The 25,019-nt window shown below is 62.1% G+C and carries 26 protein-coding genes and 1 other RNA gene; 12 read left to right on the top strand and 15 right to left on the bottom strand.

The annotated features are described in order from the left end of the window. The 3 genes from rbbA to C0058_RS31200 all read right to left on the bottom strand — a co-directional run bounded on the left by rbbA (nt 1) and on the right by C0058_RS31200 (nt 4,273). A complete protein-coding gene (gene rbbA / locus C0058_RS31210; RefSeq protein WP_102370135.1) occupies nt 1-2,721 on the bottom strand; it encodes a ribosome-associated ATPase/putative transporter RbbA in 2,721 nt (906 codons plus the stop codon). Next, a complete protein-coding gene (locus tag C0058_RS31205) occupies nt 2,718-3,683 on the bottom strand; it encodes an HlyD family secretion protein (protein ID WP_003213963.1) in 966 nt (321 codons plus the stop codon). The genes rbbA and C0058_RS31205 overlap by 4 nt, the downstream gene beginning before the upstream one ends. A gap of 140 nt (nt 3,684-3,823) precedes the next feature. Continuing rightward, entirely contained in the window at nt 3,824-4,273 is a 450-nt protein-coding gene (locus C0058_RS31200) for an EVE domain-containing protein (protein ID WP_003213961.1), read from the bottom strand. Nucleotides 4,274-4,469: 196 nt separating this feature from the next. On the opposite strand from C0058_RS31200, the gene C0058_RS32865 reads away from it, so the two are divergent. Next, complete coding sequence (locus tag C0058_RS32865) at nt 4,470-4,619, top strand: hypothetical protein (RefSeq protein WP_003213959.1); 150 nt, start codon at nt 4,470-4,472, stop codon at nt 4,617-4,619. A gap of 7 nt (nt 4,620-4,626) precedes the next feature. Here the strand turns inward: C0058_RS32865 and C0058_RS31195 are convergent, their stop codons facing one another. From C0058_RS31195 to C0058_RS31180, 4 genes are all read right to left on the bottom strand, one after another. Next, nucleotides 4,627-5,256, bottom strand: coding sequence for a 5-formyltetrahydrofolate cyclo-ligase (locus C0058_RS31195; RefSeq protein ID WP_102370312.1), 630 nt, complete (start codon nt 5,254-5,256; stop codon nt 4,627-4,629). Between the two features lie 56 nt (nt 5,257-5,312). Next, nucleotides 5,313-5,491, bottom strand: a non-coding RNA gene (ssrS, locus tag C0058_RS31190) — 6S RNA. A 30-nt stretch (nt 5,492-5,521) separates the two neighbouring features. Beyond that, nucleotides 5,522-5,839, bottom strand: a complete 318-nt coding sequence (locus tag C0058_RS31185; RefSeq protein ID WP_003213956.1) for a cell division protein ZapA — start codon at nt 5,837-5,839, stop codon at nt 5,522-5,524. Beyond that, nucleotides 5,836-6,045 carry a TIGR02449 family protein gene (locus C0058_RS31180; protein ID WP_003213954.1) on the bottom strand — a complete coding sequence of 70 codons (210 nt, stop codon included), beginning with the start codon at nt 6,043-6,045 and terminating at the stop codon, nt 5,836-5,838. The genes C0058_RS31185 and C0058_RS31180 overlap by 4 nt, the downstream gene beginning before the upstream one ends. A 139-nt stretch (nt 6,046-6,184) precedes the next feature. Between C0058_RS31180 and C0058_RS31175 the strand changes: the two genes are divergently transcribed. The 9 genes from C0058_RS31175 to gcvH all read left to right on the top strand — a co-directional run bounded on the left by C0058_RS31175 (nt 6,185) and on the right by gcvH (nt 15,562). Next, nucleotides 6,185-6,742: a YecA family protein gene (locus C0058_RS31175; protein WP_003213952.1), complete on the top strand. Its 558-nt coding sequence runs from the start codon at nt 6,185-6,187 to the stop codon at nt 6,740-6,742. A 20-nt stretch (nt 6,743-6,762) separates the two neighbouring features. Continuing rightward, complete coding sequence (pepP, locus tag C0058_RS31170) at nt 6,763-8,085, top strand: Xaa-Pro aminopeptidase (protein ID WP_102370134.1); 1,323 nt, start codon at nt 6,763-6,765, stop codon at nt 8,083-8,085. After that, the gene (gene ubiH, locus C0058_RS31165) at nt 8,082-9,269 is read left to right on the top strand and encodes a 2-octaprenyl-6-methoxyphenyl hydroxylase (protein ID WP_102370133.1); all 1,188 of its coding nucleotides are present in this window, start codon (nt 8,082-8,084) and stop codon (nt 9,267-9,269) included. The genes pepP and ubiH overlap by 4 nt, the downstream gene beginning before the upstream one ends. Continuing rightward, on the top strand, nt 9,262-9,747 hold the full coding sequence (locus tag C0058_RS31160; protein WP_003213946.1) for a DUF4442 domain-containing protein: 486 nt from the start codon (nt 9,262-9,264) through the stop codon (nt 9,745-9,747). Before ubiH ends, C0058_RS31160 begins: the two co-directional genes overlap by 8 nt. 9 nt (nt 9,748-9,756) lie before the next feature. Continuing rightward, complete coding sequence (locus C0058_RS31155; RefSeq protein WP_162835188.1) at nt 9,757-10,974, top strand: 2-octaprenyl-3-methyl-6-methoxy-1,4-benzoquinol hydroxylase; 1,218 nt, start codon at nt 9,757-9,759, stop codon at nt 10,972-10,974. Between the two features lie 95 nt (nt 10,975-11,069). Next, entirely contained in the window at nt 11,070-12,074 is a 1,005-nt protein-coding gene (locus tag C0058_RS31150) for an extracellular solute-binding protein (protein WP_003213942.1), read from the top strand. 197 nt (nt 12,075-12,271) lie between these two features. Beyond that, on the top strand, nt 12,272-13,888 hold the full coding sequence (locus tag C0058_RS31145) for an iron ABC transporter permease (protein ID WP_102370132.1): 1,617 nt from the start codon (nt 12,272-12,274) through the stop codon (nt 13,886-13,888). Nucleotides 13,889-14,044: 156 nt separating this feature from the next. Then, entirely contained in the window at nt 14,045-15,127 is a 1,083-nt protein-coding gene (gene gcvT, locus C0058_RS31140) for a glycine cleavage system aminomethyltransferase GcvT (RefSeq protein WP_003213938.1), read from the top strand. Between the two features lie 51 nt (nt 15,128-15,178). Further along, nucleotides 15,179-15,562 (top strand): glycine cleavage system protein GcvH, encoded by a 384-nt coding sequence (gene gcvH / locus C0058_RS31135; protein WP_087693282.1) that lies wholly within the window; start codon nt 15,179-15,181, stop codon nt 15,560-15,562. 39 nt (nt 15,563-15,601) lie between these two features. Here the strand turns inward: gcvH and C0058_RS31130 are convergent, their stop codons facing one another. The 7 genes from C0058_RS31130 to C0058_RS31100 form a co-directional block, all read right to left on the bottom strand. Then, on the bottom strand, nt 15,602-16,744 hold the full coding sequence (locus tag C0058_RS31130) for a DegT/DnrJ/EryC1/StrS aminotransferase family protein (protein ID WP_003213934.1): 1,143 nt from the start codon (nt 16,742-16,744) through the stop codon (nt 15,602-15,604). A 158-nt stretch (nt 16,745-16,902) separates the two neighbouring features. Further along, a complete protein-coding gene (locus C0058_RS31125) occupies nt 16,903-17,574 on the bottom strand; it encodes an outer membrane protein (RefSeq protein ID WP_008438895.1) in 672 nt (223 codons plus the stop codon). 160 nt (nt 17,575-17,734) lie between these two features. Beyond that, on the bottom strand, nt 17,735-18,052 hold the full coding sequence (locus C0058_RS31120; RefSeq protein ID WP_008438896.1) for a DUF2388 domain-containing protein: 318 nt from the start codon (nt 18,050-18,052) through the stop codon (nt 17,735-17,737). A gap of 69 nt (nt 18,053-18,121) precedes the next feature. Continuing rightward, nucleotides 18,122-18,568, bottom strand: a complete 447-nt coding sequence (locus tag C0058_RS31115) for an NfeD family protein (protein ID WP_008438897.1) — start codon at nt 18,566-18,568, stop codon at nt 18,122-18,124. A gap of 10 nt (nt 18,569-18,578) precedes the next feature. Beyond that, nucleotides 18,579-19,499 (bottom strand): SPFH domain-containing protein, encoded by a 921-nt coding sequence (locus C0058_RS31110; protein WP_003213925.1) that lies wholly within the window; start codon nt 19,497-19,499, stop codon nt 18,579-18,581. A gap of 56 nt (nt 19,500-19,555) precedes the next feature. Further along, nucleotides 19,556-21,259 carry a GspE/PulE family protein gene (locus C0058_RS31105; RefSeq protein WP_102370131.1) on the bottom strand — a complete coding sequence of 568 codons (1,704 nt, stop codon included), beginning with the start codon at nt 21,257-21,259 and terminating at the stop codon, nt 19,556-19,558. An 84-nt stretch (nt 21,260-21,343) separates the two neighbouring features. Beyond that, nucleotides 21,344-21,682 carry a hypothetical protein gene (locus C0058_RS31100; protein WP_102370130.1) on the bottom strand — a complete coding sequence of 113 codons (339 nt, stop codon included), beginning with the start codon at nt 21,680-21,682 and terminating at the stop codon, nt 21,344-21,346. A gap of 127 nt (nt 21,683-21,809) precedes the next feature. Here C0058_RS31100 and C0058_RS31095 point away from each other — a divergent pair, with 127 nt between their 5' ends. Beyond that, nucleotides 21,810-22,280 carry an Lrp/AsnC family transcriptional regulator gene (locus C0058_RS31095; protein ID WP_087693276.1) on the top strand — a complete coding sequence of 157 codons (471 nt, stop codon included), beginning with the start codon at nt 21,810-21,812 and terminating at the stop codon, nt 22,278-22,280. A 56-nt stretch (nt 22,281-22,336) separates the two neighbouring features. On the opposite strand, the gene C0058_RS31090 is transcribed toward C0058_RS31095, so the two are convergent. After that, nucleotides 22,337-23,704, bottom strand: a complete 1,368-nt coding sequence (locus C0058_RS31090; RefSeq protein WP_008438903.1) for an inorganic triphosphatase — start codon at nt 23,702-23,704, stop codon at nt 22,337-22,339. A 158-nt stretch (nt 23,705-23,862) separates the two neighbouring features. Between C0058_RS31090 and argE the strand changes: the two genes are divergently transcribed. Next, complete coding sequence (gene argE, locus C0058_RS31085) at nt 23,863-25,011, top strand: acetylornithine deacetylase (RefSeq protein WP_102370129.1); 1,149 nt, start codon at nt 23,863-23,865, stop codon at nt 25,009-25,011. Nucleotides 25,012-25,019: the final 8 nt, after the last annotated feature.

Genomic DNA, 25,019 nt, shown 5'->3' with positions numbered 1-25,019 from the left:
TCAGGCCTCCTGCTTCTTGAGCATGATCAGGCTAAGCCCGGTGAACCCCAGGAAAAACCCGAACAGCGCCAGGCACTGTGGCCATAGCTGACGCAGGTCCAGGGCCTTGGTAAAGGTGCCCACCGCAATGTCGAGGAAGTAGCCCGCCGGGAACAACATGCCCATCAACGCGGCGGCGCCTTCCAGGGACGAGCGCGGCACGATCAGCCCGGAGAACTGGATGGTCGGCAGGCTGGTGATGATCATGGTGCCCAGAATCGCTGCGATCTGGGTGCGGGTGAACGCGGAAATCAGCAGGCCCATGCTGGTGGTGGCCAGCACATACAGCAGGCCGCCGAAAGCCAGGGTCACGCCGCTGCCCTTGAACGGCACGCCGAACAGCCAGCGGTTCATCGCCACCAGCAGGCCCAGGTTGATCAGGCTCACGGCCAGGTACGGCGCCTGCTTGCCCAACAGGAATTCCAGGCGGGTCAGGGGTGTGGCGTAGAAGTTGGTGATGGAGCCCAGTTCCTTCTCGCGCACGATCCCCAGGGCCGTGAGCATTGCCGGGATGAAGGCGAGGATCAGCGCCATCACGCCGGGGCCGATAGCGTTCACGCTGACCACGTCCTGGTTGTAGCGAAAGCGGGTTTCCAGTTTGGCGGCGGCTTGCTGATTCAGTGGTGTGCTGTTCAGTTCGGCCAGTTGTTGGAGGTTGGCCTGGTGCACGGCCTCGACATAATTGCGGCTGGTTTCCGCACGGAACGGCATGCCGCCATCGAGCCAGGCGGCCACGGCGGGTTGGCGGCCGGCGTAGAGATCGCGGCCGAACCCTGGCGGAATCTCCAGCGCCAGTTTGATCTCCGAGCGCTGCAGGCGTTTGTGCAGTTCGTTGGAGTCAGTGATCGGCGACTGTTCGGCGAAATAGCGCGAACTGCGAAAGGCCTCCAGATAGGCGCGGCTTTGCGGCGTCTGATCCTGGTCGTATACGGCGAAGGCGAGTTTCTCCACGTCCAGGGAAATGCCGTAGCCGAAGATCACCATCATGAAAATCGCCCCCAACAGGGCGAAGGCCATGCGCACTTTGTCCCGCAGCAGTTCCTTGCCTTCGCGGCTGGCCACGGCCAACAGGCGGGCGACGCTGAACCCGTGTTTGCTGACGGGTGGGGCCATGGGTTCGCTGACGGTTTCGGAGGGCGCGGTGGCCGCTTCGGGCGCGCCTTGGGCCTGTTCGAGGCAGGTGACGAACGCCGCTTCCAGGGTTTCGCCGTGGAACTGCTGTTGCAGCGCGTCCGGCGTGTCGCAGGCCAGCACCTTGCCCGCGTGCATCAGCGAGATGCGGTCGCAGCGCTGGGCTTCGTTCATGAAGTGGGTGGACAGGAAGATCGTCACGCCCTGTTCCCGGGACAGTTCGATCAGCAGCCGCCAGAAGTCATCCCGCGCGGCCGGGTCGACGCCCGAGGTCGGCTCATCGAGGATCAGCACTTCCGGGCGGTGCAGCACCGCCACCGCCAGGGACAAGCGCTGGCGCAGGCCCAGCGGCAACTCGCCGGACGGCTGCTCGGCAACGTCGCCCAGGTCAAAACGCTTGATCAACTCGTCGATGCGCTGGCCGCTCTCGGCCTTGGGCAGGTCGAACAACTGCGCATGCAGCACCAGGTTCTGGCGCACGCTGAGTTCGCCGTACAGCGAGAAGCTTTGCGACATGAAACCCACGCGCTTGCGGGTGGCCAGGTCCTTGGCGTTTACCGGGTTGCCCAGCAGCGTGGCGGTGCCCTCGGTGGCGGGCATCAACCCGGTGAGGACTTTCATGGTGGTGGTCTTGCCGCAGCCGTTGGAGCCGAGGAAACCAAAGATCTCGCCCCGGCCAATGGCGAAGCTGACCTTGTTGACTGCCGTGAAGTCGCCGAAGCGCAGGGTCAGGTCGTGGGCTTCGATGGCGATGTCGGTGTTGTCGCTTTGCCGGGGCGGAATCACCAGCGGTTCGTTGTTATGGGCACTGTCGCCCTGGAAATGGGTGAAGGCTTCGTCCAGTTTGCCGCTGGGCGTCGCGGCGGCGAGTTCGCTGCTCAGGCCGTCGGCGATCAGCTTGCCGCGGTCGAGCATCAGGCAGTGTTCAAACTGCTCGGCTTCTTCCATGTAGGCGGTGGCCACCAGCAGTGTGAGCTGCGGGCGTTCGCTGCGTACGGTTTCCACCAGTTCCCAGAAGCGTCGACGGGACAGCGGGTCGACGCCGGTGGTGGGTTCGTCGAGGATCAACAGGTCCGGGTCGTGGATCAGTGCACAGCACAGGCCGAGTTTCTGCTTCATGCCGCCGGAGAGCTTGCCGGCAGGTCGCTCGGCGAAGCGTGCGAGGTCGGTGGCCAGCAGCAGGTTGTGCATGCGCTGGTCGCAATCGGCTTTTGACAGGCCGAACAGCGTGGCAAAGAACCGGATGTTTTCGCTGATGGACAGCTCGGGGTAAAGGTTGCCGCCCAGGCCTTGAGGCATGAAGGCGATACGCGGGTACAGGCTGTTGCGGTGGCGGCGGTCTTCGATGGAGCCGCCGAGTACTTGCAGTTCGCCTTGTTGAAGCTTTTTGACCCCGGCGATCAAGCCCAGCAGGCTCGACTTGCCGGCGCCGTCCGGGCCGATCAACCCGCAGCGTGTGCCGGCGGGCAGGCTGAAGGCGATGTCGATCAGCGCCTGTTGCTTGCCGTAGCGATGGTTGATCCCCGTGGCGTGCAGCGCCAGGCCGTTCATTGCAGGTTGGCCGGCCAGTCCAGGTCAGCGGTGCGCACATAGCCGGCGCCGGGCATGCCCGGTTTGGCTTGGGGCACGGCGCTTGGTTGGGTCAGGCGCAGCTTGACCCGGAACACCAGCTTCTGACGTTCGTCGCGGGTTTCCACTTCCTTGGGGGTGAACTGCGATTTGGCGGCGACGAAGCTGATTTTCGCCGGCAGCGGTTGCTTCGGCAGGGCGTCGAGGACGATCCGAGCCTCACTGCCGACGGTCAGGGCGCCGGTTACCGAAGCGGGCAGATACAGGTTCATGTATTGGTCGTTGGGGTCGATCAGCAGTAACACGCGACCACCCGCGCCGAGCACTTCGCCGGGTTCGGCCAGGCGTAGCTGGATGATGCCGTCGATAGGCGCCCGCAGGCTGCTGTCTTCGATTTCACTGGTGAGCTGGGCGACCTGAGCCTGGGCGGCGCCGATGGCGGCCTTTACCGAATTGACCTGGGCCTGGGCGGCGACCACGGCAGCGTTGCCGGTGTTTTGCCGGGCCTGCTGCTGGTCGATCAGCTGGCCGCTGGCGAAGCCGCGCTTGTACAGCTCCTGGGTGCGCTTGAGTTCCTGGCTGGCCAGCAGTTGTTCGCTCCGGCGCAGTTGCACATTGGCTTCGGCAGCAGCGAAATTCTCCCTGGCCCGCAGCACTTCGGCTTCGGCCTGGGCGCGCTGGGCTTCCAGGGTGCGGGTGTCCATGCGCGCCAGCAGTTGGCCCTTGAGCACCTTGTCGCCTTCGTCCACCCGCACTTCGGCGAGGCGACCGGGGATCTTGGCGGCGATCTGCACTTCAGTCGATTCCAGCCGGCCATTGCCCATGCTCAAGCCTTCGGGCAGGCGGTCTTGGGTGGATTGCCAATAGCCGAAGCCGCCGGCGGCCAGCAGCAAGACAATCAATGGAATGGCGAAAAGATGGGAGGTGCGGTGGTTCGTCGACATGGGTGCATCCTGCGGCGTTAGCGTCCTAGTTTGACCGATCCTGCCCGGAGGCCCTTGATGCGGGTCAAATGAAGCGCCAGCCTAACCCGGTTGGCGCGCAGATGCATGCGCCATGGGCGTGACCGCAGGGTTCTGCTGTTTCAGCGCAGGCCGAGTACGGCGGCCCATTGCTCGGCGGTGACCGGCATCACCGAAAGGCGGCTGCCTTTTTGCACCAGGGGCAACTCGGCGAGGGCGGTTTGCTGTTTCAGATAGCCCAGCCCCAGGACCTTCGCAAAGGTCTCGACGTGGGCAACATTGATCGCGCTCCACGGGTTTTTTTCAGGGCTGGCCTTGGCGTCGAAATAATGACTGTCGGGCTCCAGCGCGGTCGGGTCCGGGTAGGCTGCCTCGACGATTTTACCGATGCCGGCAATCCCCGGTTCCGGGCAGCTGGAGTGGTAGAAGAAGAACTGGTCACCCACCGCCATCGCCCGCAGGAAGTTCCGCGCCTGGTAGTTGCGCACCCCGTCCCACCGGGCCTCGCCGAGCTTTTCCAGGCCCTTGATGGACAGTTCATCGGGCTCGGATTTCATCAGCCAATAGGCCATGTTTTCGCTCCTCAAAAGTCGATTGGGAAAGTTGTCCTGCAATTTTATGACAAACCGACAGTCGGTTGGCGTCAAGGTTTGCGTGTTGGTTCACGTTAACGCAGAATGCCGGGGTTTTGAGCTTGACGCAGCTGGCACGGACTACTAATGGAACGTTGCTGTCATCGTGTGCAAGATGCCTGAAGGGGGGCAATCGATGAAACGCAAACCGGATTTACTATGGATTTTGGTTATTTTGTTCGGCCTGGGCGTTGTGACCACCGGCTATGCGCAGAGCTTGTGGTCGAACAAGACTGACGCACCGATTGAACTCGCACAGCAACAGCCGCAACCGTTCAAACGCTGACCCGTCTTCAAGGCGCTGCTGATTCCAGTAGCGTCTCTGCTATATACCAATCCTTATCGGTGACTGTGCCCTCAAGCGGTACATCCCAGCTTGCCTGTGCCAATCGTTCGACCTTCTGGCATTCATGGGCCAGGCCCAACAGCGTCGGCTTGCGCCAGGATTTCCGGCGGGCCATGTAGGCCAGGCTGCGGTCATAAAACCCGCCGCCCATGCCCAACCGTCCGCCCTCATCATCAAAGCCAACCAGTGGCAGCAGCACCAGGTCCAGCGCCCAGACCTTGCGTTGTCGGCTGGCATTTACCTGGGGCTCGAGGATGCGAAAACGGTTGGGCCTCAGCTTTTCGCCGGGGCGCACTCGCTGGAACACCATCTTGGTTCGCGGCCATGCACTGAGCACCGGCAGGTAAGTCGCCTTGCCCCGGCGCTGTGCAGCGCGCAGCAGCAGGCGCGGATCGATTTCACCGTCCGTCGGTAGATATAAGGATAGGTGTTTGGCCCGGCGAAACAGCGGGTGCTGTGCCAGTTGCCGATACAGGCCCAGGGCGGCCTGGCGTTGCTCGCTTGGCGTCAGGGCGCGGCGGGCTTTGCGCAGCATGCGTCGAAGTTGCGGGCGTGAAAGCGGCGCAGGTTCGGTCATGGTTTTCGGCTCATAAAACAATGCCAGTCCTGGGACTGGCATTGGATTTGGGAATCAGGCTCCCCGACAGAACCGCTGTCGACTTAGCCCTTGAACCCGAAAGTTCAAGGTGGAAGAAACAGTAGGCTTTAAGGCTTTCCGTCTAGCGGACATGCACACCAGCCCAACGTGTAACTTCCAGGGTAGTGCGAATCGGCTCAGGGACATCGCCGACTGGCAAGCACGCCAGGGAGTGGGGCGAGTATACCCGAAACCGACGCCACAATCAGCCCTTGGGTGGCTCTGGATCGGTAGAAAGTACCAGATCGACCCGCTCCAGCAGGTCGCGCACCTGCTCGCGCGTCGAGCCGCTGGCCTGCACGTCAGGCCGTTCCTGCTTATGCAGCAGATCGTGGGTAATGTTCAGGGCGGCCATCACGGCGATGCGATCGGCGCCGATGACTTTGCCGCTGCTGCGGATTTCGCGCATCTTGCCGTCCAGGTAGCGGGCAGCGCTCACCAGGTTGCTGCGTTCTTCCTGGGGGCAGATGATCGAATATTCTTTGTCGAGAATCTGCACGGTGACGCTATTGCTTGAACTCATGAGTCTTGCTCCAGGGCCTTCAGGCGCGAAATCATCGATTCGACCTTACGCCGGGCGATTTCGTTTTTTTCAATGAGGTGAGCGCGTTCCTCGCGCCAGGTCTTTTCCTGAGCTAATAGGAGTCCGTTTTGGCTCTTAAGTTGCTCGACCCGGTTAATTAGCAGCTCGAGTCTGGCCATCAGCGCTTGCAGGTCGGTGTCTTCCATTGGGTTCCACTGGATTTTGTCTGATGAATGGCAACTGCTGGATAAACGATCTGACGCCCTTGATAGTCTTGGTACGTCTGCCGATGCTAGGATACAGCGCTTCATTCTAGACATTGCGCCGTCTGGCGCCTAGCTCACCATGCCCATTCAGAACTCCCCGTACGATGCTTTTTCCAAACTGCTGAGTTCCAGCGGTCATCCTTGCTCGCCTGCCGAACTGCACGGCGTGCTGCTGGGCCGCAGCTGCACCGGTGTCGGCTTTGATGCCGACAACTGGCTGGCCGACGTCGCCGAGCTGCTGGAAACCGAGCCTACCGAAAACGTGCGCAATGCGCTCATCGGCCTGCAAGAGATGGTTAAAGGCGAGCTGACCGGTGATGACGTCACCGTCGTCTTGCTGCTGCCTACCGATGACGCGCCGCTCACCGAGCGCGCCGCCGCGTTGGGCCAATGGTGCCAAGGCTTCCTCCACGGTTTCGGCGTGAACGCCGGCGGCCTCGACCTGAGCACCGATGCCCAGGAAGTGCTGCAGGACCTGGCCGCCATCTCTCAGGTGCAAGACGCCCTGGAAGAGTCCGAAGACGGCGAAAGCGACTACATGGAAGTCATGGAATACCTGCGCGTCGCGCCGCTGCTGCTGTTCACCGAGACCCGTAAATCGGCTGAGCCCGCTGCACCCAAGCCGTCGCTGCACTAAGAAAGGAAGCCCATCTGCCCATGATCCATATCCCCAAAGCGGAATACACCCGGCGCCGCAAGGCGCTCATGGCGCAGATGGAACCCAACAGCATCGCCATCCTGCCGGCGGCCGCGGTAGCCATCCGCAACCGTGACGTCGAGCACGTCTACCGCCAGGACAGCGACTTCCAGTACCTGAGCGGCTTCCCCGAACCGGAGGCGGTGATCGTGCTGATGCCCGGCCGCCAGCACGGCGAGTACGTGCTGTTCTGCCGCGAACGCAATGCCGAGCGCGAACTGTGGGACGGCCTGCGAGCGGGCACCGAAGGCGCGATTCGCGATTTTGGCGCCGATGACGCCTTCCCGATTACCGATATCGACGACATCCTGCCCGGCCTGATCGAAGGCCGCGACCGGGTGTATTCGGCCATGGGCAGCAATGCCGAATTCGACCGGCACCTGATGGAGTGGATCAACGTGATCCGCTCTAAAGCGCACCTCGGCGCCCAGCCACCGAACGAATTTGTTGCCCTGGATCATCTGCTTCATGACATGCGCCTGTATAAATCGGCGGCAGAAGTGAAGGTGATGCGCGAGGCGGCGCGGATTTCCTGCGCGGCCCATGTACGGGCGATGCAGGCCAGCCGCGCCGGGTTGCATGAGTTCAGCCTGGAAGCGGAGCTCGACTACGAGTTTCGCAAGGGCGGGGCGAAGATGCCGGCCTATGGTTCCATCGTCGCCTCGGGGCGCAACAGCTGCATCCTGCATTACCAGCAGAATGACGCGGTGCTCAAGGACGGCGACCTGGTGCTGATCGACGCCGGTTGCGAGATCGACTGCTACGCCAGCGACATCACCCGCACCTGGCCGGTGAGCGGCAAGTTTTCCGCCGAGCAGAAGGCGATTTATGAAATCGTGCTGGCTTCCCAGGAGGCCGCCTTTGCTGAAATCGCCCCGAACAAGCATTGGAACCAGGCCCACGAGGCGACGGTGCAAGTGATCACTGCCGGGCTGGTGAAGCTGGGATTGTTGCAGGGTGATGTCGACGAACTGATCGCCAGTGAAGCCTATAAAGCCTTCTACATGCACCGCGCCGGCCACTGGCTGGGGATGGATGTGCACGATGTCGGCGAATACAAGGTCGGCGGCGAGTGGCGGGTGCTGGAAGTCGGCATGGCACTGACCGTGGAGCCGGGGATTTACATCTCGCCGGACAACCAGAACGTGGCGAAGAAATGGCGTGGCATTGGCGTACGCATCGAGGACGACGTGGTGGTGACCAAGCAAGGCTGTGAAATTCTGACCGGTGGCGTGCCCAAGTCCGTCGCCGAGATCGAAGCATTGATGGCGAGCGCCCGATGAGCCGGGTCAACCTGGCGATTATCGGCGGCGGCCTGGTGGGTGCCAGCCTCGCATTGGCCTTGCAGGCCGGGGCCAAGGCCCGGGGCTGGAAGATCGTGCTGATCGAGCCGTTTGCCCCCGGCGACAGCTACCAGCCGAGCTATGACGCGCGTTCTTCAGCGCTGTCCTTTGGCGCGCGGCAGATCTATCAACGGTTGGGCGTGTGGCAGGAAATCTCTCGCCGCGCCGAGCCGATCAAACAGATTCATGTGTCGGACCGTGGCCGCTTCTCTACCGCGCGCCTGTCGGCCATGGAAGAGGGTGTGCCGGCGCTTGGCTACGTGGTGGAAAACGCCTGGCTGGGCCAATGCCTGTGGCAAGGGCTGGACAAGGACGTGGTCAGTTGGCGTTGCCCGGCGGAAGTTACGCGCATGGAGCCGCTTGCCGATGGCTACCGCCTGACCCTCAATGACGAAACCGTGCTGGAGTGCGACCTCGCGGTGCTGGCCGATGGCGGTCGCTCAGGTTTGCGCGAGCAACTGGGCATCGGCGTTAAAAAGCGGCCGTACAACCAGAGCGCCCTGATCGCCAACATCACCCCAAGCGAGGCCCACAACGGCGAGGCGTTCGAGCGGTTCACCGACGAAGGCCCGATGGCCTTGCTGCCGTTGCCGGACAACCGTTGCGCGCTGGTCTGGACCCGCATCGGCATGGACGCCAAGCGCCTGGCCGAGCTGGACGAACGCAGCTTCCTGAATGAACTGCAGGGCGTGTTCGGCTACCGCCTGGGCACCCTCAAGCAAGTCGGTGCGCGCCACCTGTACCCGCTGACGCTCGTGGAAGCGGAAGAACAAGTGCGCTCTCATCTGGCCGTACTTGGCAATGCCGCCCACAGCCTGCACCCGATTGCCGGTCAGGGCTTCAACCTGTCCCTGCGGGATGCCTACGCGTTGGCCGAGGCGCTGCTGGCCGGGCCGGCGATTCCGGGCGACCTGGCGACACTGCAGGCGTACCGCGAGCGTCAGCGCATGGACCAGAAGCTCACCGTCGGCTTCTCCGATCAGGTCACCCGCCTGTTTGGCAGTGCGCAACCGTTGGTCGCGCTGGGCCGCAACATGGGCTTGCTGGGCCTCGACTTGCTGCCGCCGGCCAAGCGCTGGTTCGCGCGCCAGGCCATGGGCCTGGGTACCCGTCCCGATGCGTGAGTGGCTGACCCGACGCCTGGGCAAGGCGCGGCTGTTGCGCTGGATCATGACCCTGTACCCGCCGTACCTCGGGGCCGGAGTTCGGGTGTTGCACATCGGCAGCGATTTCCGCGAGGTCAAGGTGCGCATGGGCCTGGGCTGGTACAACCGCAACTACGTCGGCACGCAGTTTGGCGGCAGCCTGTATTCGATGGTCGACCCGTTCTACATGCTGATGCTGATGGAGAACCTGGGCCGCGACTACATTGTCTGGGACAAGGCTGCCGCTATCGACTTTATCTCGCCGGGCAAAGGCCCGGTGTTCGCCGAATTTTCCATCGACCAAGCGTTGCTGGACGAGATTCGCCAGCACACCGCCAGCGGCGACAAGTATTTACCGCAGCTCAAGGTACAGATTCATGACGGCTCCGGCACCCTGGTGGCGCGGGTCGACAAAACCCTTTACGTGCGGCGCAAGCTGCAATCGAGACAGGCTTAAAGCATGGACATGCGCGCAGATGTGCTGATTGTCGGGGCCGGAATGGTCGGAAGCGCCCTGGCGCTGGCGTTGCAGGGCAGTGGCCTGCAGGTGCTGCTGCTCGACGGCAGCCCGCTGAGCGTCAAGCCGTTCGACCCTCATGCTGCGTTCGAACCGCGGGTGAGCGCCTTGTCGGCCGCCAGCCAGCGCATCCTCGAGCGCCTTGGCGTGTGGGACGGGATTGTCGAGCGACGTGCCAGCCCGTACGGCGAGATGCAGGTGTGGGACGGCAGCGGCACCGGGCAGATCCACTTCTCGGCGGCCAGCGTGCATGCCGAGGTGCTGGGGCATATCGTTGAAAACCGTGTGGTCCAGGACGCCTTGCTCGACCGCCTGCACGACTGCGACCTCGGCCTGCTGGCCAATGCGCGCCTGGAACAGATGCGCCGCTCCGGCGATGACTGGCTGCTGACCCTGGCCGATGGCCGCACCTTGCGCGCGCCACTGGTGGTCGCGGCGGACGGTGCCAACTCGGCAGTACGTCGCCTGACCGGCACCGCTACCCGTGAGTGGGATTATTTGCACAACGCCATCGTCACCAGTGTGCGCAGCAGCCAGGTGCATCAAAAGACGGCCTGGCAGCGTTTTACCGACAATGGCCCGCTGGCATTCCTGCCGCTGGTGCGGGACGGGCAGGAAGACTGGTGTTCGATCGTCTGGTCGACCACCCCGAGTGAGTCCGAGCGCTTGATGGCGCTGGATGATGAAAGCTTCTGCCGTGAACTGGAAAATGCCTTCGAAGGCCGCCTGGGCAGCGTGATAAGCGCCGATCCACGGCTGTGCGTGCCGTTGCGTCAGCGCCACGCCAAACGTTACGTGGCAGAAGGCCTGGCATTGATTGGCGACGCGGCCCACGTCATTCATCCGCTGGCGGGGCAGGGCGTGAACCTGGGCTTCCTCGATGCGGCGGTGCTCGCCGAGGTGCTGCTGGCGGCCAACGAGCGCGGCGAGCGCCTGGCGGATGTGAAGGTGCTCAGCCGTTACGAGCGTCGGCGCATGCCGCACAACCTGGCGCTGATGGCGGCGATGGAAGGCTTTGAGCGGTTGTTCCAGGCCGATCAACTGCCGTTGCGCTGGCTGCGTAATGCAGGGCTGAAGGTGGTTGAGCAGATGCCGGAGGCCAAGGCGTTGTTTGTGCGTCAGGCATTGGGTTTGACCGGGGATTTGCCGGAGCTGGCCAAGGCCTGAGGGTGCTGTGCAACATCTGGTAACGGCTCCGTTGAGCGTTACCAAATGTGAGTCTTTATCATTTGCGCTCTTTTTGCAAATGAGAGACCGCACCCATGTTGGCACCCAAGCGCCTCCTGACTGCCCTGGCACTCACTCTTATCGGCAGCACCACCGTGCAGGCGGCCGATGAGGTCGTGGTCTACTCCTCGCGCATCGACGAACTGATCAAGCCGGTGTTCGACGCCTACACCAGGAAGACCGGCGTGCAGGTGAAGTTCATCACCGACAAGGAAGCGCCGCTGATGCAGCGCATCAAGGCCGAAGGTGAAAACGCCACCGCCGACCTGCTGCTCACCGTCGACGCCGGCAACCTCTGGCAGGCCGAGCAGATGGGCATCCTGCAGCCGTTCACCTCTGCGGTGATCGACAAGAATATTCCCCTTCAATACCGTTCTTCGGCCCATGCCTGGACCGGCCTGAGCCTGCGAGCGCGGACCATCGCCTACTCCACCGATCGCGTGAAACCGGGCGACCTGACCACCTACGAAGCCCTGGCCGACAAGCAGTGGGAAGGCCGCCTGTGCCTGCGCACCGCGAAGAAGGTCTACAACCAGTCGCTGACCGCCACCCTGATCGAAACCCACGGCGCGGCCAAGACCGAAGAAATCGTCAAGGGCTGGGTCAACAACCTGTCCACCGACGTGTTCTCCGATGACATTGCCGTGCTGGAAGCGATCAACGCCGGGCAGTGTGACGTGGGCATCGTGAACACCTACTACTACGGCCGCCTGCACAAGCAGAAGCCGGACCTGGCGGTGAAGTTGTTCTGGCCGAACCAGGGCGACCGCGGGGTGCACGTCAACCTGTCGGGCATCGGCCTGACCAAGCATGCACCGCACCCGGAAGCAGCCAAGGCGCTGGTGGAGTGGATGACCACGCCGGAAGCGCAGAAGATCTTTGCGGATGTGAATCAGGAGTTCCCGGCCAACCCGGCGGTGCCGCCGTCGGCGGAAGTGGCGACCTGGGGCAAGTTTGTGGCCGATACATTGCCGGTGGAAGTGGCGGGCAAGCGCCAGGCTGAGGCTATTCGCTTGATGGATCGCGCTGGCTGGAACTAGATACAATTTGCAAGGCGCCGCCGATCTAAATGTGGGGGCGGGCTTGTGTGGGAGCGGGCTTGCTCGCGAAGAGGGTGTATCAGTCACATATGCGTTGACTGACACGCCGCTTTCGCGAGCAAGCCCGCTCCCACACAAGCCCGCTCCCACATTGGTTAGCGCTGGCTTCAAGCTATTCATTCTCTGAGAATTAACCTTTGGCCCATCCCGCCCAACGCCGCTGGTACCTGCCGGTCTTCACCGTTGCCGCCCTGGTGCTGCTGCCGTTGAGCGTGCTGTTGCTGTCGTGGCAGACCATCGACCACCAGATCTGGTCCCACCTGTGGGAAACCCAGATGCCACGTCTGCTGGGCAACACCTTGACCCTGGTGCTGGGCGTCGGTGTGGGCGTTACGCTGCTGGGCGTCAGCCTGGCCTGGCTGACCAGCCTCTGCGAATTCCCCGGCCGGTGCTGGCTGGACTGGGCGTTGATGCTGCCCTTCGCGATTCCCGCCTATGTGCTCGCCTTCGTCTTCGTCGGCCTGCTGGACTTCTCCGGCCCGGTGCAAACCCTGCTGCGCGAATGGTTTGGTACAGGCTTGCGCCTGCCGCGTGTGCGCTCGACCAGCGGTGTGATCATCGTGCTGGTGCTGGTGTTCTACCCCTATGTTTATCTGCTGGCACGCACCGCGTTCCTCGCCCAGGGCAAAGGCCTGATGGAAGCGGCGCGTGTCTTGGGGCAGTCGCCGTGGCAAGCGTTCTGGCGGGTGGCCCTGCCCATGGCGCGTCCCGCCATCGGTGCGGGCGTGGCCCTCGCGCTGATGGAAACCCTGGCGGATTTCGGTGCCGTCTCGGTGTTCAACTTCGACACCTTTACCACCGCCATCTACAAGACCTGGTACGGCTTTTTCAGCCTCTCCAGTGCCGCGCAACTGGCCAGCCTGTTGCTGTTGCTGGTGATGCTGGTGCTGTACGGCGAACGCCGTGCCCGGGGCGCCAGCCGGCCGAGCAACGAGCGACCTCGCGGCAAGGCGCTTTACCATCTGCGCGGGTTCAAGGCGGCGTTGGCCAGCGGTTGGTGCGGATTGGTGTTCGCCTGCGCGTTCGTGATCCCGATGCTGCAACTGGTGGCCTGGTTCTGGCAGCGTGGCCGTTTCGACCTGGACGAGCGCTACGCCGGTTTGATCGTCCATACCCTGTACCTGGGCGGTATGGCTGCCCTGATCACCGTCAGCGTGGCCCTGGTGCTGGCGTTCGCCCATCGCCTGGCGCCCACCCGGGCCATCCGCTCCGGCATCAGCCTGGCCAACGTAGGCTACGCGCTGCCCGGCTCGGTACTGGCGGTGTCGATCATGCTGGCGTTCAGCTACCTGGATCGTGAACTGGTGATCCCGGTCTCCGGCTGGCTGGGGGGCGCCGGCAAACCGCTGTTACTGGGCAGTTTGTCGGCCTTGCTGCTGGCGTATCTGGTGCGCTTCATTGCGGTGGCCTACGGGCCGCTGGAAAACAGCCTGGCGCGAATCCGTCCGTCCTTGCCGGAAGCCGCCCGCAGTCTTGGGGTCAGCGGGCCGCGACTGTTTTGCAAAGTGTATCTGCCACTTTTGCTGCCGGGCACCCTGAGCGCGGCGCTGCTGGTGTTTGTCGATGTGCTCAAGGAAATGCCGGCGACCCTGCTGATGCGCCCGTTCGGCTGGGACACGCTGGCGGTGCGGATTTTCGAGATGACCAGCGAAGGGGAGTGGGCGCGGGCTTCGCTGCCGGCCCTGACCCTGGTATTGGTGGGGCTGTTACCGGTCATCGGGTTGATCCGACGTTCGGCGCGACGAATCGGTTAGGTGCCAGTCCTACGGCTTGAGGCTACAATGCGCGGCATTCGGTGCGGTCGATCTTTCAGATCGGGTTGCTGAACGCGGCTACAGGCCTTGTATTTCAAGGCGTGCGGCCCGAACGGCGACCGTCCGCACCTTCGCCACGCCCGGAAGGAGAAACCCATGGGACAGCGCACGCCTCTGTATGACCTGCATCTCGCCCTTGGCGCGAAAATGGTCGATTTTGGCGGTTGGGATATGCCTTTGCACTACGGCTCGCAGGTTGAGGAGCACCATCAGGTGCGACGCGACTGCGGGGTGTTCGATGTATCCCATATGACCGTGATCGATATCACAGGCCCCCAGGCCAAGGAATGGCTCCAGCATTTGCTGGCCAATGATGTTGACCGATTGCACGGCTGCGGCCGCGCGTTATACAGCGCCATGCTCAACGAGCAGGGCGGCGTGGTGGACGACATGATCGTCTACCGTACCGAGGGCGGTTACCGGCTGGTGGTCAACGCTGCCACCCGTGACCAGGACATGGCCTGGATGCAGGCTCGGCTCGGCAGCTATCAGGCCCAGCTCCGCGAGCGGCCCGAATTGGCCATGCTCGCCATTCAAGGCCCCCATGCCCGGCAAAAGATCGCTGAACTGGTGACCCAGTCCCGCGCCACCCTGATCCATCAGCTCAAGCCCTTTGAAGGCCTGGCTGACGGCGACTGGTTTATCGCGCGCACCGGTTACACCGGCGAAGACGGTCTTGAAATTGTCCTGCCGGCCGATCAGGCCCCGGCGTTCTTCAACGACCTGGTAGGCGCAGGCATTTCGCCCATCGGCCTCGGCGCCCGCGACACGCTGCGCCTCGAGGCCGGCATGAACCTTTACGGTCAGGATATTCACCAGGACGTCTCGCCCCTGGCAGCCAACATGGCCTGGAGCATCGCCTGGGAGCCGGCCGAGCGGGATTTCATCGGCCGCGCCGCCCTGGAAGCCGAAAAGGCTGCGGGTGTGAAGTCCAAGCTGGTCGGCCTGGTGCTGGAAGAGCGCGGGGTTTTACGCGCTCACCAGGTGGTTCGTATCGCCAATGTTGGCGAAGGAGAGATCACCAGTGGTAGTTTCTCTCCTACGCTAAGCAAATCCATTGCCCTGGCGCGTGTGCCGTCGGCGACTGCTGACCGGGCCGAGGTGGAAATCCGCGGCAAGTGGTACCCGGTTCGGGTGGTCAAACCGACGTTCGTGCGCCATGGCAAAACATTGATCTAACTTTTCCGGCGGGCCAATGGCCGCTGACATTTTTCCTTGAGGACACAGACTATGAGCGATATCCCTGCCGACCTGCGTTTTGCCGAAAGTCACGAATGGGCCCGTCTGGAAGCTGACGGCACCGTGACCGTCGGGATCTCGGACCATGCCCAGGAAGCATTGGGGGATGTAGTGTTCGTTGAGTTGACCGAAGTCGGCAACGTGTTCAAGGCGGCTGACCAGGCCGGCGTGGTTGAATCGGTGAAGGCCGCTTCGGATATCTACTCGCCAATTGCTGGCGAAGTGATCGCGGTGAACGACGCCTTGAGCGGTGAGCCAGAGCTGTTGAACTCCGACCCTTACGGCGCCTGGATCTTCAAGCTCAAGCCAAGCAACCCGGATGAACTGAAAAAATTGCTGGACGCTGCCGGCTACAAGGCTGCCATCGGCGAGTGATCCCGCTGCGGGAGCCGGCAATCGGCTCCCGCAAAGGTTTTATCCGCGTTTCAATACTGCTTTTACCGCCGCTACCGAACGCTCTACGTCCGCCTTCGTCATCGCCGTGAACATCGGCAACGACACAATCAAACGCCCCACTTTTTCCGCTACCGGGAACATGCCTTCCTTGAATCCCTGCGCCTTGTACAAGCTCAGCAGGTGGATCGGCGGGTAGTGATAGCCAATGCCGACGCCATGGGCCTGCATCTGCTCCATGAACGTGGCGCGTGCGGGCAGGCCGTCCTGGCGCTCCGGCAGTACCAGCTGGAACAGGTGCCAGTTGCTGTTTTCGAAGTCTGCCGGTGGCAATTGCGCACCGTACTGCGCTTCAAAATCACTGCCGAAGCATTCGAAATAGTGACGCGCCAGTTCCTGGCGGTGGGCAGTGATCTTCTCGATATGGGCAAACTGGCCCAGGCCGATGGCTGCTGCGATGTCGGTCATGTTGAACTTGCCGCCCAACACATCCACGTCCAGGCCATCGAAGCCGGTGCGGGTCACGCCCTGCAGGCGATATTTTTCCGCCAGGCGCGCTTCTTCAGCGTTGTTCAATACCAGGCAGCCGCCTTCGGACGAGGTGATGTTCTTGTTCGCCTGGAAGCTGAACGATACGAAATCGCCGGTAGCGCCAATGCGTTGGCCATCCCAGCTGGAACCCAGGGCCTGGGCTGCATCTTCGACGATGCGCAGGTTGTATTTGTTGGCCAGCGCGTAGAGCAATGGCATGTCCAACGGCAGGCCCGCCAGGTATACCGGGATGATTGCCTTGGTGCGCGGTGTGATCGCGGCTTCCACCTTGGCCAGGTCGATATTGCGGGTCACCGGGTCGATGTCGGCGAACACCGGCGTGGCACCGACTTCCAGAATCACGTTGGCCGTGGCTACCCACGAAATCGGGGTGGTGATGACTTCGTCACCAGGCCCGATACCGGCGATGCGCAAGGCAATCTCCATGGTGCAGGTGCCCGAGTTGAAGGTACGCACCGGGCGCCCCCCAAAATATTCCGACAACTGCGCCTCGAACGCCTGCACTTTCGGCCCGCTGGTGATCCAGCCGGAGCGCAGTACGTCGCCTACCGCCGAGATGGTGGCTTCATCAATGGTGGGCTTGGAGAACGGCAGAAAGGGCAGTTGGCTCATGACGTTGAAGGCATCCGTTTCAGAAGGCGATGAGAAAAAAGCATATCAATGCCGGGCATGGTTGCACGGCTCGACTGAATATAGCCTGTCGTCTGTGAATGAATCGTCCCGCCTGAAACAAAAAATGCCGCCTCGGGAGCGGCATTTCAGCATCGGTGTCAGAAGGCAACGCGTGCCTCAAGAAACACGTTCTGCTCTTTGAGCTTGCCTTTGAGCTGTTCGTCCCGGGCGTTTATCCGATTGGCGAACGTGTTGTAGCCGGTCTCGATCCCGCCCATGTCCACGTAACGCCAGCCGGTACCCAGGGTCAGGGTTTCGCTGACCTTGGCATCCAGCCCCAGGCCAACGCTGTAGGCGAAGTTGTATTGGCGATTGCTGGCGAAACGGCGGGTGTCGTTGGTCTGGTAACCCTCGGCGTCAACCTGGGCCACGCCGACTCCCGCCATACCGTAGAACGACAGCCATTCATTGATCGGGATGTTTTTATAACCGTTGAGCATCAGGCGCTGGCTGTCGGTGCGCAGGCTGTTGACGTTGGCATTGAACGGTGCCCAATGGGATTTGAAGGTCGAGTGGCTGGGCATCGTGTATTCCCCCTCCAGGCGCCAGCCATCGGCAAAGGCATAGCCCACGGCGAATGAGCCGGTGAACGTCTTGCTGCTGTCGGGGGCTTCTACCCGGTGGGTTACGCGTGGGCTGGTCAGCAGTGAGCTTGAGAGATTCTGCCGGGCGCTGTTGAGCTTTGCCGACCCGTACCAGCTTTCTGCCTGGGCATAAGGCGTGGCAACCGCGGCGAGCAGCAGGGCGTAGGAGAGTTTTTGCATGGTCATCGATTCACTCAGTCTGAAGGGAATCGATAGCTTGTTGCCGGGCGCGCCTGCAACTCGACAGGACTTTTCCTGTTCAGATGCGGAATCGCCAGCGTCTGGCGTAGGAAATCAGGGCAAAAAAATGCCGCTCTCGAGGAACGGCATTTTTTATGCGGCGGTATTACTCGGAAGCAATGGCGTTTTTTGCCAGGATTGCGTTCGCCAGGTCCATATCCGTGGCCTTGAGGCCAGGGTTATCGGCGCGGACTTTCTGCATCGCAGCTTCCAGGTATGGGCCACGGATGTTGCCGTCACTGGCGACGAAGCTACCGGCGTCGTCCTGGGCGGCGACTACCATTTTGTGGTCCTTGAAGGTCAGGTACGTCGAGCCGGTCGTGGCACCCGATGAGATGACATTACGCCAGAAGCTGTCGGCCATGGCTGAACCGACGGGAAGGGAAAGCACAGCGAGGGTTGCGACAGCATATTTTAGACGCATGATGGGTGACTCCGACTGGGTTATCTGAACAGTTTGATTGTAGATAGCCCAGCCGAGTTCCATGGATGACTAAACAGTTTCAACCTGCAAAATCACGCCTTCCTGACCAATGACACGTACGTGTGCCCCAGCCGGCGCGTCCGGCCCGGATGCCATCCACACACCGTCACCCACCTTGATCTTGCCACGGCCCTCGACGATGGCCTGATGCACCACAAAGGTGCGACCGATCAACTCGGAGCCGCGCATGTTCAGCCCCGGCTGGTCGCTGACCTTGGCGCTGCTGCGCTGGCGTCGCCACCAGTACACCGCCGTGAGGATCGACAACACGGCGAACAGCAGCAGTTGCCACTCCAGCCCCAGGCTCGGCACCAGGAACTTGATCACGCCCACGGCTGCCGCGGCGATGCCCATCCACAGCAGATAACCACCGGCACCGAACACTTCAAGGATCAACAGCACCGTGCCCAGTGCCAGCCAGTCCCAAAACGACAGGTGCTGCAGGAATTCCCACATGGTGCGTGCCTCAGGCTTTCTTGTTGTCGAAGGTTGCCTTGACGATTTCGCCGATGCCGCCGACTGCGCCAATCACCTGGCTGGCTTCCAGCGGCATCAGGATCACCTTGCTGTTGTTGGCCGAGGCCAGCTTGCCCAGTGCGTCGATGTATTTCTGGGCGACGAAGTAGTTGATGGCCTGCACGTTACCGGTGGCGATGGCTTCCGATACCACTTGAGTGGCGCGGGCTTCGGCCTCGGCCTGACGTTCGCGGGCTTCGGATTCCAGGAAGGCGGCCTGACGACCACCTTCGGCCTCCAGGATCTGCGCCTGCTTCTTGCCTTCGGCGGTCAGGATCGCGGAGGCTCGCAGGCCTTCGGCCTCGAGGATCTGCGCACGCTTGATCCGCTCGGCCTTCATCTGGCCGGACATGGCGGCCATCAGGTCGGCAGGCGGGCTGATGTCCTTGATCTCGATCCGGGTGATCTTGATGCCCCACGGTGCGGTGGCTTCGTCGACGGTGCGCAGCAGTTTTTCGTTGATGCCGTCACGCTGGCTGAGCATCGCATCCAGCTCCATGGAGCCGAGCACGGTACGGATGTTGGTTTGCAACAGGTTGCGGATGGCGTGTTCGAGGTTGTTCACCTCGTAGGCAGCCTGGGCGGTATTGACCACCTGGAAGAAGCACACGGCGTCGATCTGCACCGTGGCGTTGTCAGCGGTGATGACTTCCTGGGGTGGGATATCCAGCACGCTTTCCATCACGTTGATCTTGCGACCGATGCGGTCCATGACCGGAATGATGATGTTCAGGCCGGGCTTGAGGGTGTTGGTGTAGCGGCCGAAGCGCTCGACTGTCCACTGGTAACCCTGCGGGACCACCTTGAAACCCATGAAGAGGATGGCGACGGCCAAGCCTACAAAAAGAAGCAGTACGGTTCCGATCTGCATAACGATTCCTTGTCTGGTGACGGTGAAGCGAGGTTTTTCCGATTGTAACGGTGTTGTCACGGATAAGGACGGATTACCGCGCCATCGATCAAAGGATTTGTTTCTGAATCCCCAGGCGTCACTCGCAGTACCTCTTCAAGTGTTGTCAGTCCTGCCATTACCTTGCGCATACCGGCGGACCGCAAGCTGCACATTCCCTGGTCAAGGGCCGCCAGACGCAGGGCCTGGAGGTCGGTGCCCGGGCTGACCAGGGCCTTGAGGCGATCGTTCATCAGCATGATCTCGTAGACCCCGGCTCGACCCCGATAGCCACTTTCCCGGCACTCGCCGCAACCCACTGCCTGATGGACCTGCCCGGCTTGCCGCTTGCAGTGCGGGCACAACAGCCTGACCAGGCGCTGGGCCATCACCCCCAGCAGCGTGGCATTGATCAGGTAATGGGGAATGCCCAGTTCCAGCAAGCGGCTGATGGCGCCGGGCGCATCGTTGGTGTGCAACGTCGACAGCACCAGATGCCCGGTCAGGGCGGCCTGGATCGCCATTTCTGCGGTTTCCAGGTCGCGAATCTCGCCGATCATGATGATGTCCGGGTCCTGGCGCATCAGGGCGCGGATGCCGCTGGCGAAGGTCAGGTCGATGTTGTGCTGCACCTGCATCTGGTTGAAGGCCGGCTCCACCATCTCGATCGGGTCTTCGACGGTGCACAGGTTGACCTCGCGAGTGGCCAATTGCTTGAGCGTGGTGTACAGCGTGCTGGTCTTGCCGGAGCCGGTAGGGCCGGTGACCAGGATGATGCCGTTGGCCTGGCCGGTCATGGATTGCCAGCGTTGCAGATCGTCGCTGGAAAGTCCCAGTTGCTGGAAATCCTTGTGCAGCACCTGCGGGTCAAAAATTCGCATCACCAGCTTTTCGCCGAAGGCTATGGGCAAGGTCGACAGGCGCAGCTCCACTTCCCCGCCCGTGGGGCTTTTGGTCTTCACCCGGCCGTCCTGGGGTTTGCGTTTTTCCGCCACGTTCATCCGGCCCAGGCTTTTCAGGCGGCTGACCACCGCCATCGTCACCTGGGATGGGAATTGATAGACGTCATGCAGCAGCCCGTCGATGCGAAAACGCACGCGCCCCTGATCGCGTCCGGGTTCGATATGGATATCACTGGCCCGCTGGCCAAAGGCGTACTGCAACAGCCAGTCGACGATGTTGACGATGTGCGCGTCGTTGGCGTCGGGCTCCTGGTCGCTGGCGCCGAGATTGAGCAGTTGTTCGATATTCGGCGCGCCGGAGGTTTTTTGATCAATGGCGCCGCTGACCGATTTCGCCAGTCGGTAAAACTCCACGGTGCAGCGCTGGATCTCCTGGGGATTGGCCAGCACCCGCTTGATGGAGCGCTTCAACACCTGAGCCAGGCCGGCTTCCCAACTGCACACGTAAGGCTGGGCACTGGCGACGGTAACGCTGTGGGCGTCGACCGCAACGGCCAGGATCTTGTGGCGCTGGGCAAAGGCATAGGACATCAGCGGCACCACCGCCGCGACGTCGATTTTCAACGGGTCGATACGCAGGTAGGGCTGGCCGCAGTGGCGGGCGAGCCATTCGGTCAGCATTTCCAGAGACGGCCCATGGCTGGCAATGCATTCCAGGGGATGCAGCCCACTGTTCGCCGGTAGAGCCAGGTCGGCGGGCACCAGGCCCTGGTCGATCAGGGCAGGCAACAACTGATGGATTTCCAGCCAGCGATCCTGGGGATTTGGCGCAACGGACATGGTGACGTTCCTGGGCAACGATTAGGCGTAGTCCTCAGGCTAGTCACGCTTTGCGCTTCGGCCTCCGGGGTTTATTGCAGGCTTTTACTGAGCGGCCGCCTGGACCGCCAGAGGCCGCGCAGCATCTACCGGGCGCAGCTCCAGCGAGCACACACTGATCAGGTTACGAAGTTTTTCGCCGATCACCTGGGCCCGGTGCCAGCTCAGGCCATCCATCACGATATCGATCGCCAGCAGGTCGTCTTCACGCTGCACGCTCACCTGACGTGGCACCAGGAACTGCAGGGCAAAATAGTTGAGCACCCGGCACAACACGTCGGGTTCAGCCTCGGCGAGGATTTGATAGTGCGCCTGGCAGTGGGCATTGCTGACGGCCCAGGCGTCAACGCGTTGGGCGGGGTGGGAGGCTTCGACGACGTGCATGATGATTCTCCGGATTCGACTGGAGAAATTTTTGCATTCGTCGCGGGAGATTTCTTATCTAAAACAGCCTGTATTGGCTTATAAGAGAATCATGTAATTCTTTAAATCATGATTAATGGGTATTTCTATGCACGCTGAATTGGACGTGTACGACCGGCGCATTCTCGCGCTGTTGCAGGAAGACGCTTCGCTCTCCAGCGCGCAGATCGCCGAACAGGTCGGCCTGTCGCAGTCGCCGTGCTGGCGCCGGATTCAGCGGCTGAAAGAGGAGGGTGTGATTCGCGGCCAGGTCACCCTGCTGGATCGCAAGAAAATCGGCCTTAATACGCAGATTTTTGCCGAGGTGAAACTCAACGCCCACGGCCGTTCCAACTTCACTGAATTCACCGAGGCGATTCGCGGTTTTCCGGAAGTGTTGGAATGTTATGTGCTGATGGGGGCGGTGGACTTTTTACTGCGGATCGTCACGTCGGACATCGAGGCGTATGAGCGGTTTTTCTTTGAGAAGCTGTCGATGGTGCCGGGGATTCAGGAGGTCAACTCGATAGTGGCCTTGTCGGAGATCAAGTCCACCACGAGTTTGCCGGTGTTGCGCTGATAGTTGTCTTGGCCTGATTTTAGTGAAGAGGGAGCAAGCTCCCTCGCCACAAGGTTTTACAGGCGCAGCAGGGTTTTCCAGGCGCGATTCTGATACACCGCAATCGCCTGATGCATCCGCGCATCCAGCGACTCATCGGTGATCGGCTGGTTGGCCAGGTGCGCCAGCTTGTTCAGCTCGCCATACAAACGGTCCAGCTCGGCGATATCCAGCACCTGGCGTGCATGGTGCAGCCAGGCCAGGATGCGTTCGATACGCGGCAGTTGCTCGGCCAGGTCTTCCGGCTGTTGCTGGTAGCGCGGCAGTTGCAGGGCAACGGCGTCATCGGCCAGCAGGCGCGGCAGCCAGTTGGCCAGCTGTGCAGCGCCCTGGCGATTGCCACGCACGTTGCGATCCGCGGCCCAGGTGCGGGCCAGCAGCCAGCGGGAAGTGGTCAGGGAGAACAAGCCCCAGCGCACGTCTTCCAGTTCTTCGGCGAACTGCTCCGGCGCGGCCTTGCGGATGTCTTCATCGTCGTCACCGGCCTGGACCAGCGGACGCCAGTCTTCCAGCAAGGCGTCCAGTGCGGCGCGCAATTCGCTGGTGGACTGACGCGGTGCGGCCTGGCCGAGGCTGCCGAGCAGGGCCCGCAGTTCGCCGAGGTTTTCCACCCAGTCCTGCAGCAGACGCCAGTGGCCGTTGAAACGGTATTGCTCGGCCAGGCGCTGGCTGCTGCCCAACAGATGCCACATGACGGCAGCAAATGCGTCGTCCAGCGGCATTTCGGCGTGCAGCAGCGGTGCCGGCAGGCTCAGGGAGTAGCTGTTGGCGTCGAACAGGCGATAGCCACGCTCGGCCTTGCTGATATCGCACGGCATCAGCGCCAGGGTCGCGGCCAGTTCAGCGGCCAGCTCCAGCAGGGCGGCCGGGTCGCCTTCGCGCAGTTCCAGTTCCAGCTCGCAGATTTCTTCTTTCTGCTTGCCGGCAACCACGTGGCCCAGGTCCAGGGCGGCTTCGATCACCACCTTGGCCTTGCCGCGGCCCCAGGCGATTTCAGCGCGTTCGCGGACGAAATCGGTGGTGAAGATCGGCTTGAGGGTCTTTTTGTCCAGCTCGGCCAGTTGCTCGGGCCAGCATTCGCCGTCGAGTTTCTTCACGTCGAGCTTGGCTTTGGCCAGGTCCCAGTTGTACTCATTGCGTTCCGACAAGCCGGCGACGCTCTGGCCACGGGTCTTGAGGGTCTGGATCACTTCGTCGCCGTCTTTGCGCAGGCGCAGGGCCACTTTGGCCTGGGCCAGGTCGCGTTCCGGGGTGTCGAAGTACTGGTTCATCAACTCACGGCGTTCCCAGCCACTTTTGTTGCGTTTTTTCAGTAACGGGTGCTCACGCAGCGCGGCGAGGGTTTCGCGGCTGACACGGAGCTTGATTTCGGTTTCTTTCTGCATGGCCGGAAAATCCAGGATCGGGAGCGCAGCCGGGGAAAAGAGTGGCTGCCAAGGTCGTGCAGTGTACAGGACTGAGCCCGGCAACGTGCCGCAACGGTTTATTGTGTCACTCAGATAGCTCTATGATGGGGTTCGTCCGGGAAGTTGAGAGACAGCGCATGCCTTTACCGTCCATGAAAGAACAATTCGCCGCGCTGATTGCCGCGCCTTCGGTCAGTTGTACCCAGGCCTCTCTCGACCAATCCAACCGCCCGGTCATCGATTTGCTCGCCACCTGGCTGGCAGACCTGGGCTTTGCCTGCGACATCCAGCAGGTCAGCCCAGGCAAATTCAACCTGTTGGCCAGTTTCGGCACCGGCCCTGGCGGCCTGGTGTTGGCGGGCCACAGTGACACCGTGCCGTACGACGGCGCCCTATGGCAGACCGATCCGCTCAAGCTGACGGAAGTCGACGGCCGCTGGGTAGGACTGGGCAGCTGTGACATGAAGGGCTTTTTCGCCCTGGTGATCGAAGCCGTCCAGCCGTTGCTCGACCAGCCTTTCAAGCAGCCGCTGCTGATTCTTGCTACCTGCGATGAAGAAAGCTCCATGGCCGGTGCTCGTGCACTGGCCGAGGCGGGTCGTCCCTTGGGCCGTGCGGCGGTGATCGGTGAACCCACCGGCCTCAAACCCATCCGCCTGCACAAGGGCGTAATGATGGAGCGCATCGATATCCTCGGGCGCAGCGGCCATTCGTCGGACCCAAGCCTGGGCCACAGCGCCCTCGAAGCCATGCACGACGCCATTGGCGAACTGCGTGGCCTGCGCCTGGCTTGGCAGCGCGAATACCGCAATCCGCAGTTCAGCGTGCCACAGCCGACCATGAACTTCGGCTGCATCCACGGTGGCGACAACCCCAACCGCATCTGCGGCCAATGCTCCCTGGAATTCGACCTGCGGCCCCTGCCGGGCATGGATCCCCAGGTGCTGCGCGCTGCCATCCGGCAGAAGCTTGAACCCTTGGCCGAGCGCCATCAGGTGAAGATCGACTATGCGCCGCTGTTCCCCGAAGTGCCGCCGTTCGAGCAGACCGAGGATGCAGAGTTGGTGCGGGTAGCTGAACGACTTACCGGTCATCGCGCCGAAGCAGTGGCGTTCGGCACCGAAGCGCCTTATCTTCAGCGCCTTGGTTGCGAGACCCTGGTGCTTGGCCCTGGCGATATCGCCTGCGCCCACCAGCCAGGCGAGTACCTTGAAATGTCACGCTTGACGCCTACAGTGCGTCTATTGCGTGAACTGATTCAACATTACTGCCTGACACCTGCATAAATTAACCC

The sequence above is a fragment of the Pseudomonas sp. NC02 genome, assembly GCF_002874965.1.
Classification (GTDB): domain Bacteria; phylum Pseudomonadota; class Gammaproteobacteria; order Pseudomonadales; family Pseudomonadaceae; genus Aquipseudomonas.
Note: the sequence above shows the minus strand (reverse complement) of the source record. Positions and strands in the feature narration are given on the sequence as shown.

Bases quoted from the DNA above. Each gene is read 5' to 3' on its own strand.
- rbbA (WP_102370135.1), bottom strand. From the start codon at position 2,721: ATGAACGGCCTGGCGCTGCACGCCACGGGGATCAACCATCGCTACGGC.
- C0058_RS31205 (WP_003213963.1), bottom strand. From the start codon at position 3,683: ATGTCGACGAACCACCGCACCTCCCATCTTTTCGCCATTCCATTGATT.
- C0058_RS31200 (WP_003213961.1), bottom strand. From the start codon at position 4,273: ATGGCCTATTGGCTGATGAAATCCGAGCCCGATGAACTGTCCATCAAG.
- C0058_RS32865 (WP_003213959.1), top strand. From the start codon at position 4,470: ATGAAACGCAAACCGGATTTACTATGGATTTTGGTTATTTTGTTCGGC.
- C0058_RS31195 (WP_102370312.1), bottom strand. From the start codon at position 5,256: ATGACCGAACCTGCGCCGCTTTCACGCCCGCAACTTCGACGCATGCTG.
- C0058_RS31185 (WP_003213956.1), bottom strand. From the start codon at position 5,839: ATGAGTTCAAGCAATAGCGTCACCGTGCAGATTCTCGACAAAGAATAT.
- C0058_RS31180 (WP_003213954.1), bottom strand. From the start codon at position 6,045: ATGGAAGACACCGACCTGCAAGCGCTGATGGCCAGACTCGAGCTGCTA.
- C0058_RS31175 (WP_003213952.1), top strand. From the start codon at position 6,185: ATGCCCATTCAGAACTCCCCGTACGATGCTTTTTCCAAACTGCTGAGT.
- pepP (WP_102370134.1), top strand. From the start codon at position 6,763: ATGATCCATATCCCCAAAGCGGAATACACCCGGCGCCGCAAGGCGCTC.
- ubiH (WP_102370133.1), top strand. From the start codon at position 8,082: ATGAGCCGGGTCAACCTGGCGATTATCGGCGGCGGCCTGGTGGGTGCC.
- C0058_RS31160 (WP_003213946.1), top strand. From the start codon at position 9,262: ATGCGTGAGTGGCTGACCCGACGCCTGGGCAAGGCGCGGCTGTTGCGC.
- C0058_RS31155 (WP_162835188.1), top strand. From the start codon at position 9,757: ATGCGCGCAGATGTGCTGATTGTCGGGGCCGGAATGGTCGGAAGCGCC.
- C0058_RS31150 (WP_003213942.1), top strand. From the start codon at position 11,070: ATGTTGGCACCCAAGCGCCTCCTGACTGCCCTGGCACTCACTCTTATC.
- gcvT (WP_003213938.1), top strand. From the start codon at position 14,045: ATGGGACAGCGCACGCCTCTGTATGACCTGCATCTCGCCCTTGGCGCG.
- gcvH (WP_087693282.1), top strand. From the start codon at position 15,179: ATGAGCGATATCCCTGCCGACCTGCGTTTTGCCGAAAGTCACGAATGG.
- C0058_RS31130 (WP_003213934.1), bottom strand. From the start codon at position 16,744: ATGAGCCAACTGCCCTTTCTGCCGTTCTCCAAGCCCACCATTGATGAA.
- C0058_RS31125 (WP_008438895.1), bottom strand. From the start codon at position 17,574: ATGACCATGCAAAAACTCTCCTACGCCCTGCTGCTCGCCGCGGTTGCC.
- C0058_RS31120 (WP_008438896.1), bottom strand. From the start codon at position 18,052: ATGCGTCTAAAATATGCTGTCGCAACCCTCGCTGTGCTTTCCCTTCCC.
- C0058_RS31115 (WP_008438897.1), bottom strand. From the start codon at position 18,568: ATGTGGGAATTCCTGCAGCACCTGTCGTTTTGGGACTGGCTGGCACTG.
- C0058_RS31110 (WP_003213925.1), bottom strand. From the start codon at position 19,499: ATGCAGATCGGAACCGTACTGCTTCTTTTTGTAGGCTTGGCCGTCGCC.
- C0058_RS31105 (WP_102370131.1), bottom strand. From the start codon at position 21,259: ATGTCCGTTGCGCCAAATCCCCAGGATCGCTGGCTGGAAATCCATCAG.
- C0058_RS31100 (WP_102370130.1), bottom strand. From the start codon at position 21,682: ATGCACGTCGTCGAAGCCTCCCACCCCGCCCAACGCGTTGACGCCTGG.
- C0058_RS31095 (WP_087693276.1), top strand. From the start codon at position 21,810: ATGCACGCTGAATTGGACGTGTACGACCGGCGCATTCTCGCGCTGTTG.
- C0058_RS31090 (WP_008438903.1), bottom strand. From the start codon at position 23,704: ATGCAGAAAGAAACCGAAATCAAGCTCCGTGTCAGCCGCGAAACCCTC.
- argE (WP_102370129.1), top strand. From the start codon at position 23,863: ATGCCTTTACCGTCCATGAAAGAACAATTCGCCGCGCTGATTGCCGCG.